9 protein-coding genes are annotated in these 18,943 nt (G+C 58.0%); 8 read left to right on the top strand and 1 reads right to left on the bottom strand.

The genetic code is table 11. The features are described 5' to 3' along the window. Positions 1-13 precede the first annotated feature (13 nt). The 7 genes from ACWUI2_RS00075 (at position 14) to ACWUI2_RS00045 (ending at position 14,838) form a co-directional block, all read left to right on the top strand. Positions 14-2,593, top strand: coding sequence for a hypothetical protein (locus ACWUI2_RS00075; RefSeq protein ID WP_486980820.1), 2,580 nt, complete (start codon positions 14-16; stop codon positions 2,591-2,593). A 60-nt stretch (positions 2,594-2,653) separates the two neighbouring features. Continuing rightward, the gene (locus ACWUI2_RS00070; RefSeq protein WP_486980819.1) at positions 2,654-3,367 is read left to right on the top strand and encodes a prepilin-type N-terminal cleavage/methylation domain-containing protein; all 714 of its coding nucleotides are present in this window, start codon (positions 2,654-2,656) and stop codon (positions 3,365-3,367) included. A 151-nt stretch (positions 3,368-3,518) separates the two neighbouring features. After that, positions 3,519-7,292: a hypothetical protein gene (locus ACWUI2_RS00065; protein ID WP_486980818.1), complete on the top strand. Its 3,774-nt coding sequence runs from the start codon at positions 3,519-3,521 to the stop codon at positions 7,290-7,292. Positions 7,293-7,472: 180 nt separating this feature from the next. Further along, on the top strand, positions 7,473-10,052 hold the full coding sequence (locus ACWUI2_RS00060; protein WP_486980817.1) for a hypothetical protein: 2,580 nt from the start codon (positions 7,473-7,475) through the stop codon (positions 10,050-10,052). Between the two features lie 26 nt (positions 10,053-10,078). After that, on the top strand, positions 10,079-10,771 hold the full coding sequence (locus ACWUI2_RS00055; protein ID WP_486980816.1) for a type II secretion system protein: 693 nt from the start codon (positions 10,079-10,081) through the stop codon (positions 10,769-10,771). A 42-nt stretch (positions 10,772-10,813) separates the two neighbouring features. Then, positions 10,814-14,530, top strand: a complete 3,717-nt coding sequence (locus ACWUI2_RS00050; RefSeq protein WP_486980815.1) for a sialidase family protein — start codon at positions 10,814-10,816, stop codon at positions 14,528-14,530. A gap of 23 nt (positions 14,531-14,553) precedes the next feature. After that, positions 14,554-14,838: an ABC-ATPase domain-containing protein gene (locus ACWUI2_RS00045; RefSeq protein WP_486980814.1), complete on the top strand. Its 285-nt coding sequence runs from the start codon at positions 14,554-14,556 to the stop codon at positions 14,836-14,838. 130 nt (positions 14,839-14,968) lie between these two features. Here the strand turns inward: ACWUI2_RS00045 and ACWUI2_RS00040 are convergent, their stop codons facing one another. Next, positions 14,969-16,465: a sialidase family protein gene (locus tag ACWUI2_RS00040; protein WP_486980813.1), complete on the bottom strand. Its 1,497-nt coding sequence runs from the start codon at positions 16,463-16,465 to the stop codon at positions 14,969-14,971. A gap of 911 nt (positions 16,466-17,376) precedes the next feature. Between ACWUI2_RS00040 and ACWUI2_RS00035 the strand changes: the two genes are divergently transcribed. Then, positions 17,377-18,333 (top strand): hypothetical protein, encoded by a 957-nt coding sequence (locus tag ACWUI2_RS00035; RefSeq protein WP_486980812.1) that lies wholly within the window; start codon positions 17,377-17,379, stop codon positions 18,331-18,333. Positions 18,334-18,943: the final 610 nt, after the last annotated feature.

Here is an 18,943-nt window from a genome sequence, read left to right as displayed (position 1 = left end):
TAATTGATACCGCATGAATCATCACACTCGCTCATTTGGAATCGCTACATTTTCCGCTGCTCTCCTGTGTGCCGCTTCCGTCCCTTCCGCGCAAGCGACCCCGAACCTCCCTTCCGACCTGCCGGTCACCAGCGGCTTGAGCGTCTTCATCGACGGAGAGGCTCTGGAGTTGGACGGCATTAATGTCATTCGTGCCATTGACCGGTCGGGCGGAGGCAACGACGCCCTGGAGATTATGGAAACTCCGCCGCCGCGGAAGCCGTTGCTTAACGTCGGGGCGACTCCTTCCGGAATGGACTCACTTCATTTCGATGGAGTTGGCGGTTACATGGAGATCGCCTCGAATCCGGAGGATTTCGATGGACGGGCTAAAACGACATTCGTCGTGTTTCGTGCAGATGATTTCGCCGCCGCCGGTAGAATTCTGACCTCTGGTTACACGACAGTCGATGCCGCAAACCCGGATCTCGAACCCAACTACCGGGTGGATCATTTGATGGTTTCTGGAGCGAACAGTGGAACCTTGACCTTGAGCGCGCGCAACGCCACCGACGGAAACCTGTTCGTTCGCACCCCGAACGGGACGGTGGTGGAGGATTCGTTTTACATTGGTATGGGGCAGGTCACGGAAGGGGGCGACTTGATCGTAGCGGTGAGAAATGAAGCCAACGAGCGTTTCATGAATCAGATCGAAGGGGCGACGGCGACTCCGGAAGGTCATTTGATGACAAGAATTGGCACGTTTTCCGGTTTTAGAAACGACGATACGCTCAACTTCTTCCCCGGAGACATCGCGGCGATTCTGGTTTACAACCGTGAATTGACCGAGACGGAAGTCACCGACGTCGAACTCTATCTCCATGCGGCTTATCTCGGTTCCGGCGGAACGTTGAATCCGCCGGTCACCAACGGACTGGTACTGCACCTGAATCCCTCCGGCGCCGTCGTGGAGAATGGGTATGTGGATGGCTGGACCGATCAGTCGAATCGGGGTAATCACGCCGTGAGCCTTCTGGCGGACGCACCGCCTCGGCTCGCCCCAACCTTTGCCGCGGAGGCGACCCCCTCCCGGCAGGCGGCGATGCACTTCAATGGGGTGAACCAATATTTGGAAATTCTGGGAAATCCATCCGCTTTTGATGGAAGGCCTAAAACGACTCTGGTGGTTTTCCGCCCCCATGTTTTGGACGGAGTCGGCACCATGATCAATTCGGCCTGGTCCGAATTGGGTTCGTCCGGTCCCCAATACCTGGTGCACCGGATGCGGACGGGGACGAATGACAGTCTCCAAGTGCAAAACCGAACGGAAACCGGGGGATCCGTGCTCGTCGGAACCGGAGCGCAGACTCTGAACGTTGGCGAGTTTCACTTGGGAGTAAACTGGTGGAGATCGGACGGCAGCACCTTCGCGGTTCTCCGGACGGCGGACAACACCCGGACCGTCGCGGATACGAGTGGCGCCAATGCGGTTCCGCAAGGCCACATCTGGACCCGGCTCGGCAACCGCTCCGGGGCGGACTCGGATGATTTCCGTGATCATTTCCACGGCGACATCGCCGCTGTCGTGATTTACAATCGCGCCTTGGAACCGTCGGAACTTTTCCAGATGGAGGAATACATGTATGCCCGTTACCTGCAGCCGATGCTTTACGACGGTTGGATCGCGGGCTTCGATCTGCCGCCGGCTCTTCGAGCGCCGGACGCGAATCCGAGCGGAGATGGAGTCACCAATTTGGAGAAATATTTGTTCGGGATGAACCCATTGGTTGCGTCGAGAGAGGGCTTGCCGGAGTTTGGGTTCTTGACCATCGACAGTCCGGACGACGAGATTTTGCTCGCCTGGGATGTGAGCGGGACAGGCACGGTGAGGTCGGTCGGTTCGACCACCATGGCCGCGCAAATTGAACCGAGCACCTTGAGTCTGGGGCCGGGCCTGACCGAAATGGCCTTGGCGAACGCGTTGATCGCGACAGGATGGGGGGAGGTCGACGCCGGGTTTGAAGCTTCGCTGGCCGATGGCCATTGGATCGAATTCACCGTCGACGCGGCGGAAGGGGAAGTAATGGCTCTCTCGACGCTCGAATTTAATCTTCGACGGGCGAGCCGCGGGGCTCAGACCGTTCAGTGGGCTTACAGCCTCGACGGGACGACCTTCCATCCGATCGAACCGGCGACAGCGGTGACGTTTTCCGGCGGGGACGGCGCGTTTTACGATCCGGTCGATCTATCCGATATCGAGGCACTTCAGGGAGTTGGTTCCGTCACCTTCCGAATGGTTGGCTGGGATGCAAGTGGGGATTTCGATGCCGGCCGAACCCTCGGGGTGGGCAGACTCAGCGGGAACAATTTAATCCTGACCGGAGCAATCGTTCCCGAAGCGACGGGGGATTTTCCGATGTTGACGGTCAACAAACATCCGAGCGCCGCAGGGGTGACCGTGGCGGTGGAGGCGAGTGCTGACTTGGTCGACTGGAACGTCGACGATGTCGTCATCGTGGAGGAAACGGATTCCGTGTTGCGCGCGCGGCTTGCGGTTCCGGTCGACGATCAGGAGAGATCATTCTTGCGCGCCCGGGTCACATCAGGAAACTGATGTGCGAATCCCCCAATAGGTCGTAGCCGAGTATTACGCCAATAAAACAGGAGATTATTTATGAGACTTAAACTTGAACTCAAATCCTCGCGGGGATTTACGCTTATCGAACTACTCACGGTCATTGCGATCATCGGTATTTTGGCCGCTATTCTAATCCCGATTACCGGTCGGGTCCGGGAGGCTGCCCGCAATGGGGTCTGCCAGAGTAATCTACGTCAGATCGGGGCGGCTATCCACGCGTATATGGCCGACAACCATCACTCCGATCAATTGCCCGGACCGGCGTTGGTTTATGTGAATCCGACCCGGGAAGGTTCACTGATCCGGGTTCTCGCTCCGTATCTGGACATTGATTTGGAGACGTATCCGGAAAATTATGCCATCGACGTCTTGATTTGCCCTACCTACGACTCCCATTTTGGGGTACGGACGATGACTAACGAGGGCGATAGCCGACCGCGGGCTTATCGCTCGAATGACAGCCAGCGCGACGCTTATGGATTCACCCTGCTGCGGCCGTTGGGTCACGCCCATACGGCGGGAGGAGCTGAAGCCCTCCCTCCGGGTAGTTTCACGCAATTGTCCGAGGAATACGGGGCGAGCCGGGTCTGGCTCATGACCGATTCGGATCAGGTAGGGCGTTCCACTTCGGCGATGGCGGCTACGACTCTGAAGACGACCACTCACGGATCAAATCGTAATTACCTCTTTCTAGACGGCCATGTCCAGGCGCTCGACGGAAATGTTCATACGGAAAGAAACGGATGGTGACGGGGAGAAGGTAGACTACGGGAGGCGGGAAGTGGGGAAGGTGATAAGACGCGTATCCGAATTTAAGATACGTTCGGTGTGGTGGCTTGTCGGCGCGATTACCTTGGCTCTTCCGGGGGGGGAGGCGACCGGTATTCCCGTGGGCTTTCCCGTGACAGACGGTCTGCGTTTGTATTTGGACGCTGAGGCGGTTGAGTCGGACGGAGACCGCGTGGTGCGGATGATCGACCGGTCCGGCAACGGAAACCACGCCGAGGAGGTTGTTCCGCCCGGAAGACCAAGGCTCACGACGGGAGCCACCCCTTCCGGAATGGACGCGGTTCATTTCGACGGGGGCGGCGAGTATTTTGATGTGGCGCCGAATCCGGAAGACTTCGACGGACGGGAGAAGACGACCCTGGTAGTTTTTCGACCGGATAATCTTGCGGCGGCGGGTCGGTTGATCACTTCCGGGTATGCGACGGTCGACCCGACCAACCCGCATCTTCAGTCGAACTTTCGCGTCGAGAATCTGTTGGCTTCGGCGGCAAATCAAGGCACCTTCACCGCAAGTTTCCGCAATGAACTCGATGGGAATGTCTTTGTTAGGACCGCGGATGGATCGCTCAGCGCCGGGCAATACCACGTCGGGGTCTCCCGGGTTTCCGAAGGCGGCGAACTCCTGGTGGCTCTGCGGAACCAAAGCAACGAACGGTTTGTCAATACCGTCGCCGGTGCAACCGCTTACCCGACTGGGCATCTGTTAACTCGGATCGGCGCGTTTTCCGAATTCCGCAATCCCGATCCGGTCAATTTCTATCCGGGTCAGATCGCCGCAGTCCTTGTCTATAATCGCGCTCTCACGGCGGCCGAGTTGCATGAAGTCGAAGAGCATTTGTTTGAACGTTACTTGGGAAGTGGACCGGGGGCGGCGGGGATGTTGCCGGTCACCGGTGGCCTTGTTCTTCACCTGAATGCATCTAATGTGTCAGGGCAGGGGAACGTGGTCCATCAGATGAATGATCTGTCGGGACGGGATAATCACGCCGTCGCCGTCTTTGAAGAAGGTTTTCGGACCGCGCCGCTTCTATCGGCTCAAACCACTCCGGCAAACCGTCATTTGGTTTCGTTCGATGGTCAAAGCCAGTATTTGGAGATCGCGGGGAATCCAACGGCATTCGACGGTCGTTCGAAGGCGACGTTCGTGGTTTTTCGGCCTCGTCAGCTGGACGGTGTCGGCACCATGATCAATTCAGCTTGGTCGGAACTCGGATCGGCCGGTCCGCACTACCTCGTGCACCGAATGAGAACCGGCCCGGGCGGAAGCCTCCAGGCGCAGAACCGGACTGCCTCGGGGGGATCGGTGATCGCGGGAACGGAAGCGGGTACGCTTCAAGCGGGAAATTTTCATGTGGCCGGCAATCTTTGGACCGGAGGAGGCGAGACGGTGGCTATCCTGCGAGACCAGATGAACCAAGGTTCGTCCGGTAATGCCTCTGGGGCGAACGCGAATCCCGAAGGTCATCTCTGGACGAGGCTCGGAGTTCGGTCGGCGGCTGAAACCGACGACTTGCGCGACTTCTTCGACGGCGATATCGCGGCGGTCGTGGTCTACAACCGGACGCTTTTCCCCTGGGAGGTTTCAGCGGTCGAAGAGTATTTGTTTCGAAGATACATTTCGGGAGAGTCTACGTCGGACAGGTATCTGACGTGGGAGACTGGTTTCAACCTTCCGGCGGGATTGCGCGGGCCATCGGCGGATGCGAGCGGCGATGGGATTTCGAATTTCCTGAAATATGCTTTCGGTCAAGACCCGAGAATCGCTTCGCGGGACGGCCTGCCGGAGATCGCCGTGGAGTCGACCGACGATCAGGATTTTCTGACCCTCACCGCGACGAAGAATCCGGACGCGACCGATCTTATTTATGTCGCGGAGGCGAGTACTGATTTGATTGAGTGGAGTTCGGCTTCGGATCGAGTGGTGGTGAAGGTGGACGACGGGAGCGTTTTGAAAGCTCGTCTGGCTGAATCGTTCACAGAACGAGAAGCCGCGTTTCTCCGGGTCCGGGTGTCTCAGGGATCGGGGCCGGAAAGAGTTTCCGTAAATCTTCGTCACAGTGGCGCCGACGACGAAATTCTAGTGAACAGTCTTCTGGAGGTGATCGTCTCTTGGGCGGGCGCCGGGTCAGTGCCGGCACCCGATCTCGAAGTCGTCTTTGTCTCCGGGAACGGAACCGAAATCCGGGTTCCGGCTCGGGATGCGTATCGCTCGGGTGCGGATCATAACCGGGTGGCGATCTTCGCGCCTCCGGAAACGGGCGAGTGGACCTACCGGGTTGAGGCGACGGCCGATGCGGCACCGGTGGTTGTCACGGAGGGAATTTTTACGGTTTTCGAATACGATGCCGGACAGTCGGAACCCCGACCAAAGCCCACGTTCAAGGTGTTATACAACAACGATCTCTTCAACGTGCTCGCCGGTTACCCGGCGCAAGGGGTTGAGGCGTTGATCGAGGGTTCAGTGGACGAGGTGAACGAAGGCGTGGAGGTGCATCTGCTGGCCCCTTCCTTCACATGGGTTCCGATGTGGCAAAGCGCGATGTATCCGATGGAAGAACACGTCGATTGGTTTCGAAAAACGTTCGGAAGTTCGCACTCGGAGGTGATGACCGATTTTGTCCGGCATGGGGGTGATGCGGTGGAGACCTTCATCAATGCCGCGCGGGAGCGGGGGCAATCGCCTTTTCTTTCAATGCGGTTGAACGACCATCATTATCTCGACGTTCTGGAAGACGACATACCGTGGGTCGAATGGCGCGGGATTCGCGCCATGCGCCACCGAAGCCGGTTTTATCATGAGAACCCGGAATACCGGCTCGGTCCCTCATTGTCGAGCGACGACCGGGTGCTCAATTGGATGATCCCGGAAGTGCGCGGACACGTACTGGGTCTCATCCATGAAGTGGTGCGGCAATACGACATCGACGGCATCGAACTCGATTTCCTGCGTCATGCCGCCTACTTTCCGTCCAATACCCCCGATCAAGTTCGGCGCCAGGTCATGGCCACCTTCGTGGGGCAAGTCCGCGCGATGCTCGATCATACCGCCCCGCCCGGCGAATACCGGTGGCTTGCGGTGCGGATCCCGGCCTTTCAAAGCGCCTTTGCCCGGCTCGGGATCCACCTGGGAGATTTCGTGGAGGCAGGCGTCGATTTGGCCACGCTTTCGATCAGTTATCAGACCGAGCAGCAAAGCGACTTCCCGATTCTCCGTTTCCTTTACCCCGAATTGGCGATGTATTTGGAAATCAATCACGCCGCATCGACGGCCCGGACGCGAAGCGATCTTGGCTGGGCTGGCGAACGGCGAATTTTCACTCCCGATGAGCAGATTTATACCAGTGCCCACCTGGCCTACCGGCACGGATTGAATGGCGTGAATTTCTTCAACATGGCCTATTACCGCAACCAGGGGGGCAACGGGCCGCCTTTTCATGTGCTGGCCAACCTCGGCGATCCGGGCTGGCTGGCGGCGCAACCACAGCATTACTCCGTGGAGCGCCACTCGCATCCCCCGAGTCAATTCGGGTTCCGGAGTTTGCGGCACCGCGCACCGCTGAACCCCGGGGGATCCGTGACGTTTGACCTGAATTTCAGGCAACCCGCGGGAGGCTGGACGGAAGGTGGCCGGCTTCGGGTGCACACACTTCCATTTGATCCAGCGTCAACCTGGCGGGCGGTGTTGAATGGGACGGAATTGACTGTCACGGCCGACATCACCCCGGTTTACCCGACCCCTTATCCCGAAGGCCTGGCTGGAGAAAATGAATACCGTGCCTGGATGATCCCGCTCGGCCTGCTTATTGACGGACAAAATCAGCTGACGATTCAACTCCTCAGCGGTTCCTCCGCAGGCGTCCACTTCCTCGAAGCGGGAGTGCGCTGACGGAGATGGTTTCCCGCCAAAGGGATGACGGTCTTTGCGCAAGAGGACTTCAATCCCGCGTGTTAAAATAACACAACAAAGCAGTTGTCCCCTGCCTTTTTTTGGCCATTTATTGGAACCGCTTCTGTGATTTATCATAAATCATTCTAACCCGTATCAATCACCCACAAATCATTTGGTATGAAATCAATAATCCCTCTTTTGTTGGCCTCGATTTTTCCTGTTCTCTCCGCCTTTGGTGCGCCCGCGAATCTTCCCGATGGTGTGCCTGTCACCAATGGCTTGATTGTTTTCCTTGATGGTGAAGACCTTGATCTTGACGGCGACAAGGTCATTGCCATGCATGACAGATCTGGATCTGGGAATCATGCTCTACAACGGGTCGGATTGCCCTATCTCGTCGAAGGAGTGACCCCTTCGGGTCAGGACGCGATCCGGTTCGACGGAGTGATGGGATACGCGGAGGTGCCGTCGAACCCGGAGGATTTTGACGGTTTGGCCCGGACGACTTTGGCCGTGTTTCGGGCCAATGTTTTACAGGGAGGAACGACGGCGGGCCGGATCACCAATACAGCTTTTGCCAGCCTGGATTCGTACGAGCCGCTGGAGAATCAACCCAACGGGCGGACCCGCACGAATGCGTTCTGGGCGGAAACCGGAGGCAGGTTGGCTGCGCAGAACCGGAATTTCGATGGGGATTCGATCACCGCGCGGTCGCCGGAAGGGAGTTTGCAGACGGGGAAATTTTATGTGGGCGGAAACCTGTGGAGGGATGGGTTCACCACGGCGATTTTAATCGATGAGAACAATCAGCGGATCGAGAGCGGAGCAATCGGGGCCTTCGCCGAGCCCGAGGGGCATGCGCATACTCGGATTGGCGCCGGTTCGGGTTTCGGCAACGACAATCCGGACCATTTCTTCGACGGTGAGATTGCCGCTCTCCTGGTCTACAACCGGGAGTTGTCACCACCGGAATTGGCGCAGGTCGAAGGCTTCCTTTACGATGCTTACCTCGGAGCGGGACCAGGGGTAGGCGGACTCGACTTGCCTCCGGTTACGGACGGTTTGATTCTCCACGTCAATGCCGCGAACACTGTTCAAGCCGATGGTTCGATCACCCAATTGACGGATGTGTCCGGGCGGAACAATCATGCCGCGGCCTTCGTCCACGAATCGGGAGTTGTTCCCCCGAATCCAATCCGGGTGGAAGGGGGCACCCCGACCGGCCGGAATGTCGTTCGCTTCGATGGCGTTAATCAGTATCTGGAAATTCCCAGCAACCCGGCGGATTTCGACGGTCGCGCCCGTACCACCCTGGTGGTTTTTCGTCCCGATGATCTGGCGGAGCGTCGGGTGATCAACAACGCTTTCACTACGCTGAACCCGGAGGATCCGAATCTCGAAACGATCTATCGCGTCCACAACATGTTTCCCAACGCCAATGGTAGCCTCCGGGTGCAGAATCGGAACTCCACCAATGGAGCCGCCACGATCGGGACGCCAAACGGAACAGTCACCATCGGCACCTTCCACCTCGGCATTAGCGAGTGGAAAGAAAGCGGGGATACCGCCATCGCGGTGCGGAACGCGTCCAACCAGCGTTTCGGCAACTCTGGAAGCGGTGCTGACGCGGTGCCGCAAGGGCATATCTTCACCCGGATCGGAGCCGATTCCGAATTTCGTGATCCTGAACCGATCGATTTCTTCGCCGGGGATGTGGCTGCGGTGGTGATCTTCAATCGTGAGTTGTCCGAGACGGAGTTACAACAAATGGAGGAATACCTTTTCGCCCGCTACATGGAATTCGGTTACCAAAAGTGGATCGCGGGCTTCGATCTCCCCGAGCACCTGCGCGGCCCCTTGGTCAGCGTTCTGGGCGACGGTGTGACCAACCTGGAGAAATATGCCTTTGGGATGGAGCCGACTTCGACCGACCCTAATAAGCTGCCGACTATGGATGTTATCACCTTCGACGTTGAAGGAGGGGTCTTGTTGGCTTGGGATGTCGCCGGCACCGGCACTGTTCGGGAGGTCGATTCCACCACCAACGTACCCGGGATCGAGCCCTCCACCGTGACGATGGGGCCGGGGATCTTGGAACAGAGTTTGGTCAACGGCTTTTCGGCGCGCGGTTGGGGCGAAATTGGCAGCGATTTCGAAGAAGCCCTGGCCGACGGCCATTGGTTCGAGTTTAGCATAGAAGCGGAAGGAGGGTATTCCTTCGATCTGGATTCACTTCAGGTCAAACTGAGAACCGTCAACCGCGGCCCGGAAACGGCTCAGTGGGGATACAGCCTCGACGGAACTACCTTCCTGCCAATTGATGCTCCTTTTCCTCTTGATCGTGGGACTGGCGGTGACGGTCATTTTTACGATCCGGTTGATCTGTCCGGAATTTCGGCGCTGCAAAACGCCAAGTCTGTCACTTTTAGATTGGTCGGGTGGGGGGCTTCCGGCGCGATCGACCAAGGCCGCACTTTGGCGATCGGACGGCTCGGCGGAGACAATCTCATTGTATCCGGTTCGGTCCGCAGCGACACACCCGAGCGATTCCTTTCTCTCGCGATTCACAAGGATCCCGGCGCGGTTGGCATCACGACTTGGATTGAGGGAAGCTATGATATGGTCAATTGGTCGGCCGAACCTCCGGAAGTCGCCATCGTTGAAGAGAGTGTTAGCTTCGTTCGGGTGAGACTGGAGCAGTCCATGGAGGACGAGGAACGCGGCTTTCTTCGGGTGCGAGTCACGTTGGAGGAATAATTTGAAGGAGCAAAGGGTATAATATTATGAATTCACCTATTATGCGAAAGCGGGCGTTCACACTTATCGAACTCCTGACGGTCATCGCGATCATCGGCATTCTTGCCGCAATCCTGATTCCGGTGGTCGGTAAGGTCCGGGAATCCGCCCGGAATTCCAATTGTCAAAACAATCTTCGGCAAATCGGCGCGGCGGTGCATCTTTTCCTGAGTGAGCACCCGGAAAGCGATCGCATGCCTGGTCCGGCCCACTGGTATATTCCGCCCTGGAGCGACCGGCAATTTGTCCGGCAGATGCTTCCGTATCTCGGGGAGGGCGACTATATCCCCGGGCAAGAACCCTACATCGTCCAGGTCTTCATGTGTCCTTCTTTTGCGAAAAAGTATAATACGGATGCGATTCGGCGGGACGGCGATCCGATATCGCCCCGTCCCTACCGGGCCAATGACAGTCAGCGTGACGGTCGGGGGCGGCATATCCATCCGCTAGGGCACCCAGGCGATGGCGAAAATCCCACGTATCCGCGTTTGTATTCCGATGTGACCCGGGACATTCCGCCGAGTCGAATTTGGCTGATCGCTGACGGGTACGGGCGCGACGCGTCGTTCGTGGGGTTTCCCACGGAGCCGATGCACGGGCGGAACGGCAATTACGTCTTTCTCGACGGTCACGTCGAGTCGATCGATCAGATCGCCAATCCGTGGGCGATGGGTTGGTGAAATTCCCTGTCGTTTCCACGCGGCCGAGCACTCCCGTTTAATATGAAAACACTTCTCTCCGCTTTCGCGGCTGGCTTCCTCGTGACCGGGTGCCTGATAGCAACCGGTCAATCCGCGGGCGGTTCGTCCGCCTTACCTTATGATTTCCCGGTCACCGGCGGCTTGGTCGCTTATCTCGACGCTGATGCGCTTGAGTTGGAGGGGGACCAGGTCCGGCGAATGAACGACCGTTCGGGGTCCGGCAATCACGCCTGGCGGGTCGATGACCGGCCGGCATTGCCTTCGATCGCCGCCGGGGTTACTCCTTCCGGGAAAGATGCGGTGAGCTTCGACGGCCGGGGAGGGTATGTCGAACTGGCCGCCAATCCCGCCGACTTTGATGGTCGGGCGCGGACGACTCTAGCGGTGTTTCGGGCCGGCATTCTGGATGGTGGCACTACGGCGGGACGGGTGACCAACACCGCTCATTCCGGGATCGACACCGCTCAACCCGTGGAAGACCAGCCCAACGGCCGAACCCGGACATCCGCCTTGTGGGCGGAAACCGGTGGACGGCTCGCGGTCCAGAATCGGAACCCCTCCGGCGGTTCCATCACGGCCCGCCTTCCGGATGGAACCCTGGAAACCGGGAAATTTTATATTGGCGTCAACCTGTGGCGGGAAGACGGAGAAACCGTCGCTATCCTGGTCGGCGAAGAGAACGGGCGTGTCCAGGCGTCCGCGACCGGGGGCACGGCGGAGCCTTTCGGCCACTTGAATACCCGGATCGGAGCGGGATCGGATTTCGGCAACCCGGCGATTCCCGATCACTTTTTCGCCGGCGAAGTCGCAGCGCTGGCGGTATTCGATCGCGAACTTACGCCGGGTGAGTTGGAACAGGTGGAATCGTTTTTGCACCAGGTTTACCTCGGCGCCGGACCCGGCCCGGAGGGAGCGGGAGCGTTACCGGTTACCGACGGGTTGATCCTTCACTTGAGCGCGAGCGAGGTTGTCACGAATGAAAAAGGATTTGTCACTTCCTGGACCGACCTTTCCGGCCGGGGCAATCATGCCGCGGGCTATGTTTGGGATCCCGACGGTCCTCCGCCTGCTCCAACCTACATCCTCCGAGGAACCCCCAGCGGCCGGGGCGTGGTTCGATTTAACGGTGAAAACCAGTATTTGGAAATCGCGCCGAACCCGGTCGATTTTGACGGGCGGGGCAGGACTACGCTGGTTGCGTTCCGGCCTTTCGTCCTCGACGACCGAAGGGTCATCAACTCGGCTTTCACCACACTGGACCCCGAGGATCCCGAACTCGAAACCATATTCCGGGTCCACAACATGTTTCCCAATGCCAGTGGCAGTCTCCGTGTCCAGAATCGGAATCGCATCAATGGCGCCCGGACCATCGGAACCGCCAATGGCTCGGTGACCGCCGACGTCTTCCATCTTGGAATCAGTCGTTGGAACGAGGATGGCACGGCCCTGGTCGCGGTAAGGAATGAGTCCGGCGGGCGATTCTCCGCCTCCGGCACCGGAGCCGATGCCATTCCGGAGGGGCATCTGTTCACCCGGATCGGAGCGGATTCGGAATTCCGGGCTCCCGACCCGCAGGATTTCTTCGCCGGAGATGTCGCGGCGGTCGTGGTATACGACCGGCCTTTGTCCGATGCCGAGCTGGAACTGGTGGAGAATTACCTTCACCAGCGATACGTAAGCCCGGGAGACACTCCCATGCAGCGGTTTGCTGAATGGATTTCTGAATACAATCTCCCCGCCCACCTGAGCCGCCTCCATGCCGACGCGAGTGGAAACAACGTTTCCAATCTGGCGAAATACGCCTTTGGTATGGACCCGACCAGCGCATCGTTGGAGGGGTTACCCCAGGGGGAAGTTATTTCAACCGAGCGATCGAATGATTTTGTCCTCGCCTGGGATACGTTCGGGGTTGGGACGGTTCGTCGACTCCACGCCACCCGCGTGCCCGTCCAAGTGAAAACAGCGACCCTGGAGATGGGGGGCGGTGTATTGGAGCAGAGTTTGGCCAACGGTTTTTCCGGGCGCGGGTGGGGCGGGATCGGGAGCGACTTTGCGTCAGCCATGGAAGACGGGTATTGGATCGAATTCACCGTGGCTTCCAGTGACGGAGGTTTGCTGGATCTTTCCCGGATCGAGGCGAATCTTCGAACGGCCGGTCGTGGCCCCACAACAGCGCAATGGGGCTACCGTATCGGTCCGGGGAGTTTCGTTCCCATCGGATCGCCCTTCCCACTGAATTTGGGTCATTTAAACGACGGTCACTTTTACCCGCCGGTGGACTTGAGCGGAATTCCGGATCTCCAGGGAGTTTCCGCGGCAACCTTCCGTTTGGCGGGGTGGGGCGCCAGTGGTGAGATCGACCAGGGACGAACTCTGGCCATCGGTCGCCTGCCCGGGGAGAACCTCCGGGTTTACGGCTCCGTTTCGGGGGGAGCCGTGGTCGAGAACCATCTGACCCTTACCGTTAACCGGAGTGCTGACGCGACTGGCGCTTCGATCGTGATCGAAGGAAGCGACGACCTGTTGCGGTGGACCTCGCATCCGGCGATTGTGACCACCTGGGAGGAGAGTGACACGCTACTTCGGGCTCGCTTGACCGATCCAATCCGGCAGGGCGACCGGGGTTTTCTTCGAGCCCGAGCCCGGTTGAATGACAGCCTTTCGTATGTGCTGCCGCCGGATCTTCCCAACAAAGGATTCCTTTACGTCGACCACCAGGCGGAGAACCGGTCCGGGCACGGCGGGCAGTCGATCACTGAAGCCGCCAACGGCGACATTCTCGCTTTTTACAGTAATGTTTCTCCCACCGTTCGCAACGGACACGGGGTAGCGGGCTGGGCCGAATACCGGATCTCCGAGGACGGTGGATCGACCTGGTCGGAGCCGCACATACTCGATTACTCGATGGACATCTGGGAAGGGGACGAATTCGGGTCGGCATTGATCGAGGAAGTTATGACCGCGCCGAACGGAACGATTGTCGCCATCGCCCGGAGGCATACCGATCTCACGGGTTATTCCTGGGACAGCACCACGCCGGTTTTCCTGCGCAGTTACGATCACGGCCGGACCTGGAGCGAGCCGAAGGAATTGGATCCGCTGGCCGAGGAGTGGCAACTGTCGAGAGATGAAGGGTCAATGACCCATGGGGATACGATGTATATATTATTTCATGACAGGTTCACTCCGTCCGGTGTCCCCTCGTTTTTCCGCCTCTATGTTTCGATCGACAACGGCGAAAGTTTCTCCCAGAGAAGCGTGCTACCGTTTGACCAGAGCCAATGGTATGGGACGATCGGAGCGTTGCCGAACGGCGACATCATTGTTTACACCTACAATAACGAGGACGACGGCACGGTTTTGCAATATGTGACCAGCGATGATCAGGGCGTGACCTGGTCGGAGGTCCAAACGACTCCGTTTGCGAAGCGGATCCGGAATCCGCAAATGTCGGCGAGGGTCGGGGGACTTTATTTCATGCACGGCCGTAGCGGCAGTTTTGGTCCGGACCCCCGCCATCTCGTTCTTTATTCTTCGAAGGATGGTATTCACTGGGACGACGGGATTTTCCTGAACAAAGGTGCCACCGATGATCTCGATTCTTATTCGACCAACGAAGTGATTGGGAAATACGACCCGAACGTCCCGGAATCGCTCCTGATCCAATCAAGTATCGCATACGCTTCCGACGGTCGTCGGGTCAACCTGCACCATTGGAATGTCCGGCTAAACCAATAGCGGGATTGAAATCTGGCGGATGGATGCCGGCGCCGCAGTTAAGTGTGCCCGATTTCCTGGCTCGGCGAATCCGGAAGGGAATCCAACGGATGGAAACCGCTGGCACCGGTAGTGGCCGGAGCAAGCGCCTCTTCGTCGATGCGGGCGGACAGGAGTTCCTGGAGCGGACGGTGGTCGCGTTGCGCGAAGAATCGGTGAAAGGCAGGATCGCGGCGGGGTTGCCCGCCGCCGGAAGGCGCATTCTCGGGCGGGCGCCCGGCTGTAGACCGAGCAGGCGCCAGACGACGATGATCCTTACGGACGTGTGACGCTGACTTTCGGCGGTGGGACCGTTACGGGACCTGTTCCTCGCCCCCCTGCGGCGCCGACGACGCAGACCGGGGGCGATAGGTGAGCCGGGATCTATTAAGCTGGGCGGCGTCTTCAGCCCCGGTTTGCCTACGGCATCACGATGATGCCCCAGGATCCGAATGCGAGAGTCTCTCCAGGAGTCACTTCTTTTTGATAAACCGAGCAGATGTTGTCAGCGCCCCGCCTGTGCCTGAACAGGAGGAATTCGGGGATCGCGGCCTTCGTGAAGCCTTTCTTTAAGAGCTCGTCGTGCAAGCTGAACTGGTTGCGGCCGTCCGACGCGGTTATCACGTAAACGATTCCGCCCTGGGTGCAGGTTACCTCCGTTTTCCCTATCTTTCCTTTGAGGAATTGGCTTCCTTCCAGTTCTTCGGGCAACTGGGCCAACGTATAGTCGCGGTCGGTGAAGAGCCTTGCATTCAAAACGAGGGCCTCAAATGTATCATTGTTTTGATTACGCCATTCGGCGGCGTCACCTGTTAGGAGTTCTTCGCCGTCTTCATTGGCGTCATACTCAAAGAAGTTCGCGACATCACCGAAGGCCTGATTCACCAGGACGCGTCTTTGGACTCTATCACTGACGTCCTGTCCGGCGAGGGCATCCTCCTCCGTGAACGCGGCCATCAGGATCTCTTTGTCCCCTCGGCGGCTGCGGTCGTAAATGATCCTAATCGTGCCGTCCTCGGCCTGGAAACCATCCGGGTAACTGCAATCGCGTTCCTCCAATAGTAGTCCCCCTTCCCAGGATTCACCTTCATCCCGGGAGATATAAGCCATCAAGTGGGTGCGGCCGATATCCTCATCCAGCGGTCCATGTTTCACGAGAAGCAGGTTGCCGGATTGCAGTTTGCGGATAAAAAAGCGACTCGAAGTATGTTCTACTTCCGAACGGGTTAAGTCGCTCCATGTCTTCCCGCCGTCCTCGGAAACGGCTTCTCCGATTCCATATCGGGTCCGAAGCCACATCAGGAGGCTTCCATCGCTCCGCTCGACTAACATGTGTTCGTCGTAATGGCGGTGTTCCACGGGTGAATAAACCGCTCCCAATGGCTTGAAAGTTTGTCCGTTGTCGCGCGAAACGACCGTGGCCGCGGTCGCGACTCCTGGGGTGCGGAGGCGACGTCCTTCCCAGTCCGAGATGGGCAAATGCCAATCTCCGGATTCCATTACGGTCGGTTTGTTCATCATCACTCCCGGCCCGATCAGAAAAGGCTCTCCCCAGGTCGGATGTGAGTCGCCCGGGTTTTCAGTGATCATCGCCCAGGTATGGGCATTAACTCCGTGGGAAATCGCCTGGCTCCAGAAGAGCCAGAGCCGGTCGGCGGGATCCGTCCAGACCACCGGATCGAAGCAGCGCACAGGGTCCTCGGTATCGATGATCATGCGCAAGCCGCTCCATGAGGCTCCCTCGTCATCGCTGGTGGACAGCATCACGACGTTCGGAGCTCCTTCCCCGATGCCCCCTCCGTACCAGGTTGCCCATAACCGCCCGTTGGCGGCGCCGTCGAGGCCCGGAATTCCCTGGAACGCCCGGTTTTCATCCCGAAGGTGTTCCGGAGGTTGTTCTCCTTCCGATAAAATCATGACGTCGGGCGCTGCTTTGGGGTCTGCAGCGTGCAGGGCTGCCGCCGCAGATAGGAGACACAGGAATACGGAGGGTGGCTTCAGTCGAGACATAATAGAAGGAAGTCGAATTGATTGAGATTGATGTTCGATGCTTTAACAAACGGGTTTTTATGAGTTCAGCATGTTCGGCAGGTCGTAGCAAAGCAAAAATAGTGATATTGTAATCTATTTTTGTTCTCTGTTTACGGTCGGTCTAGAATATTACTACATCAGTGTTTAAGGAATCCGAATCGTTTTATGACGAAGTCTTGATCCGTGCATCCTTCCCGTGAATCCGTGCTGGTTTTTGATTGGGCTTCGCTGATGATTTTCAGTGGGTTTTTCCTCAATTCGACGGGTCATTCAATGGGGAACAACCTTCCATATCGCGCGCGTATACGTGATGATCGAAACATTTTAACGATGTGAATCATAGCGCTCTTGACCGGTTTGAGCCACATGAGCGATGATTCATCGGTTCGCTGCAGCGACAGAACCATAAAACATCTCTTTTAATCCCATCTTTAAAACAACAGTGAAAACGAACTTTCAGGAGTCTTGTCTGTGGGGGTATTTTTGTTGTTGTTTTTCAACAGTATGGTGGTATTCTTAATAAAGTCAATTCGTTGAAAGTTTTCCGCTCTAATATTCTACAATTACATTAAATTACAGCCTCGATATTACATACCCGTGAACCGGTTGAATTTGGCCAGTGCTATTTCTTCTGGCCCCCTTGTTGGGGTTCCGCCTTAAGGCCGTCCCCACCTTGATCTAAAGACCGGCTGATGCCGGAATTTCAACCGGGCAGACGCTCCACCGCAGGAGCTCCCGCTTGCGTCCGATCGAATGAACCGCCATCCTCTTCCCTGAATCCGGACTTTCCTCAATTGATGATCCATCCATCCGTTCGCATGTTTCGCCCGGCCCTGTTTCTCGCCCTCTTTGTCCTGAGCGGGGCCGCCGGTATTTCGGACCAAAATCAATCGTCGCTGGTCCAGGTCGGTCCCGACGGGAGACTTGTTTACGAAGGTTACGCCAACGAGGGGCAGAGCACCACCGACAACATCATGATTGATTTCTCCCGGGCCGGTTATTGGGGAGGCGGGGTGGCGATTCCATGGGTCCCGGTGGAGATCACGTTAAATCCGCTGCCGGGGAACGACGACGACCGGGCTCGGATACAGGGCGCGATCGACGCGCTCAGCGCCATGCCACTTTCCTCCGCCGGATTTCGCGGGACGCTTTTGTTGCGGGCCGGGACTTATCACGTTTCCCGTTCCTTGCGGATCGAAGCCGACGGGGTCGTGATCCGAGGGGAGGGCCAACACACCGGCGGAACCGTCGTTCGATTCACCGCGACCACGCAGTCCGACCTGTTTGAGTTTTTCGGCAGCGCCGGCTGGGCCCGGATCAGCGGGACCGAGACGCCGATCACCGATTCGGTGGTGCCGAGTGGGGCGCGTTCGTTTAACGTCGCCTCCACCGCCGGTCTCAACGTGGGAGACCGCTTGATGGTCCACCGCACCCCGAACCAAGCGTGGATCGAGGCGATCAAGATGGATCAATTGAGGGATCTTGCTTTCGCCAACAACGTTCCCCACGCCGACGATGTTGAAAACTGGACTCCTCAGGCCTACCGCGCGCAGACGCCCCGTGTTATCACCGCGATCCTGGGCAACACGATCACCGTCGACGCGCCGCTGGTCCACGCCATCGAGTCGACGTCCTTGTCACCGGAACCGCCATCACTCGTCTCTTCGTCCGCATTGAAGTTGAGATCGAGTGAGTGCCGGTCCGGGTCGGTATGCGGTGCCAAACCGAGGGCCCGCAACGCCGAAGGCGCGTAATATTAAAGCCCAATCCGAAGGGCTGGGAGTGAGGCCGATTTTCCAGCAGGCTGAAAAGTCGCTATTTTGGGTGGTCGGATCCGTTCTCCGGTCACAAATCGGAGGGTTGGCTTCCAGCCGACCTTCTTCTGAAGCCGACGCTACCGAAGGACGGCAGATGCCATCCCTCCCATAGCCTCCGCAGCGCCGAAGGCGCGTAATTCACAAGCCCAGTCCGAAGGGCTGGGTAGGTGAGGCAAATTTTCTGCGGCCTGAAGGGTCGCCATCTGGGTGATTGGGAGCCGTCCTCCCGCTACCGCTTTTATGAAATTTCACTGTTCATGCGGGTTGCAGGGTGGTCAAATCGGAGGGTTGGATTCCAGCCGACCTCCTGGACGTTCGCCTATGACCGGGCGCACCAGTTGACGGGGGCGGTTAGGATTGGGCAAGTTCGCATAAAATGGACGAGGTAGAAGGGGGCGAACGTAAAACAAGTTCTGTCCAGGACGGGTCGATGAAGGCGTGGCTTCATCGCTACGGAGATCGTGTAGCGAATCTTCCACTGACGATTCGAGGGTGTCTTGGGGGCGTTCTATTTCGGGCGGGTCGATGAAGGCGTGGCTTGATCGTT

The organism is Verruconatronum alginivorum, assembly GCF_056590205.1.
This window is presented reverse-complemented; position numbering and strand designations above follow the sequence as displayed.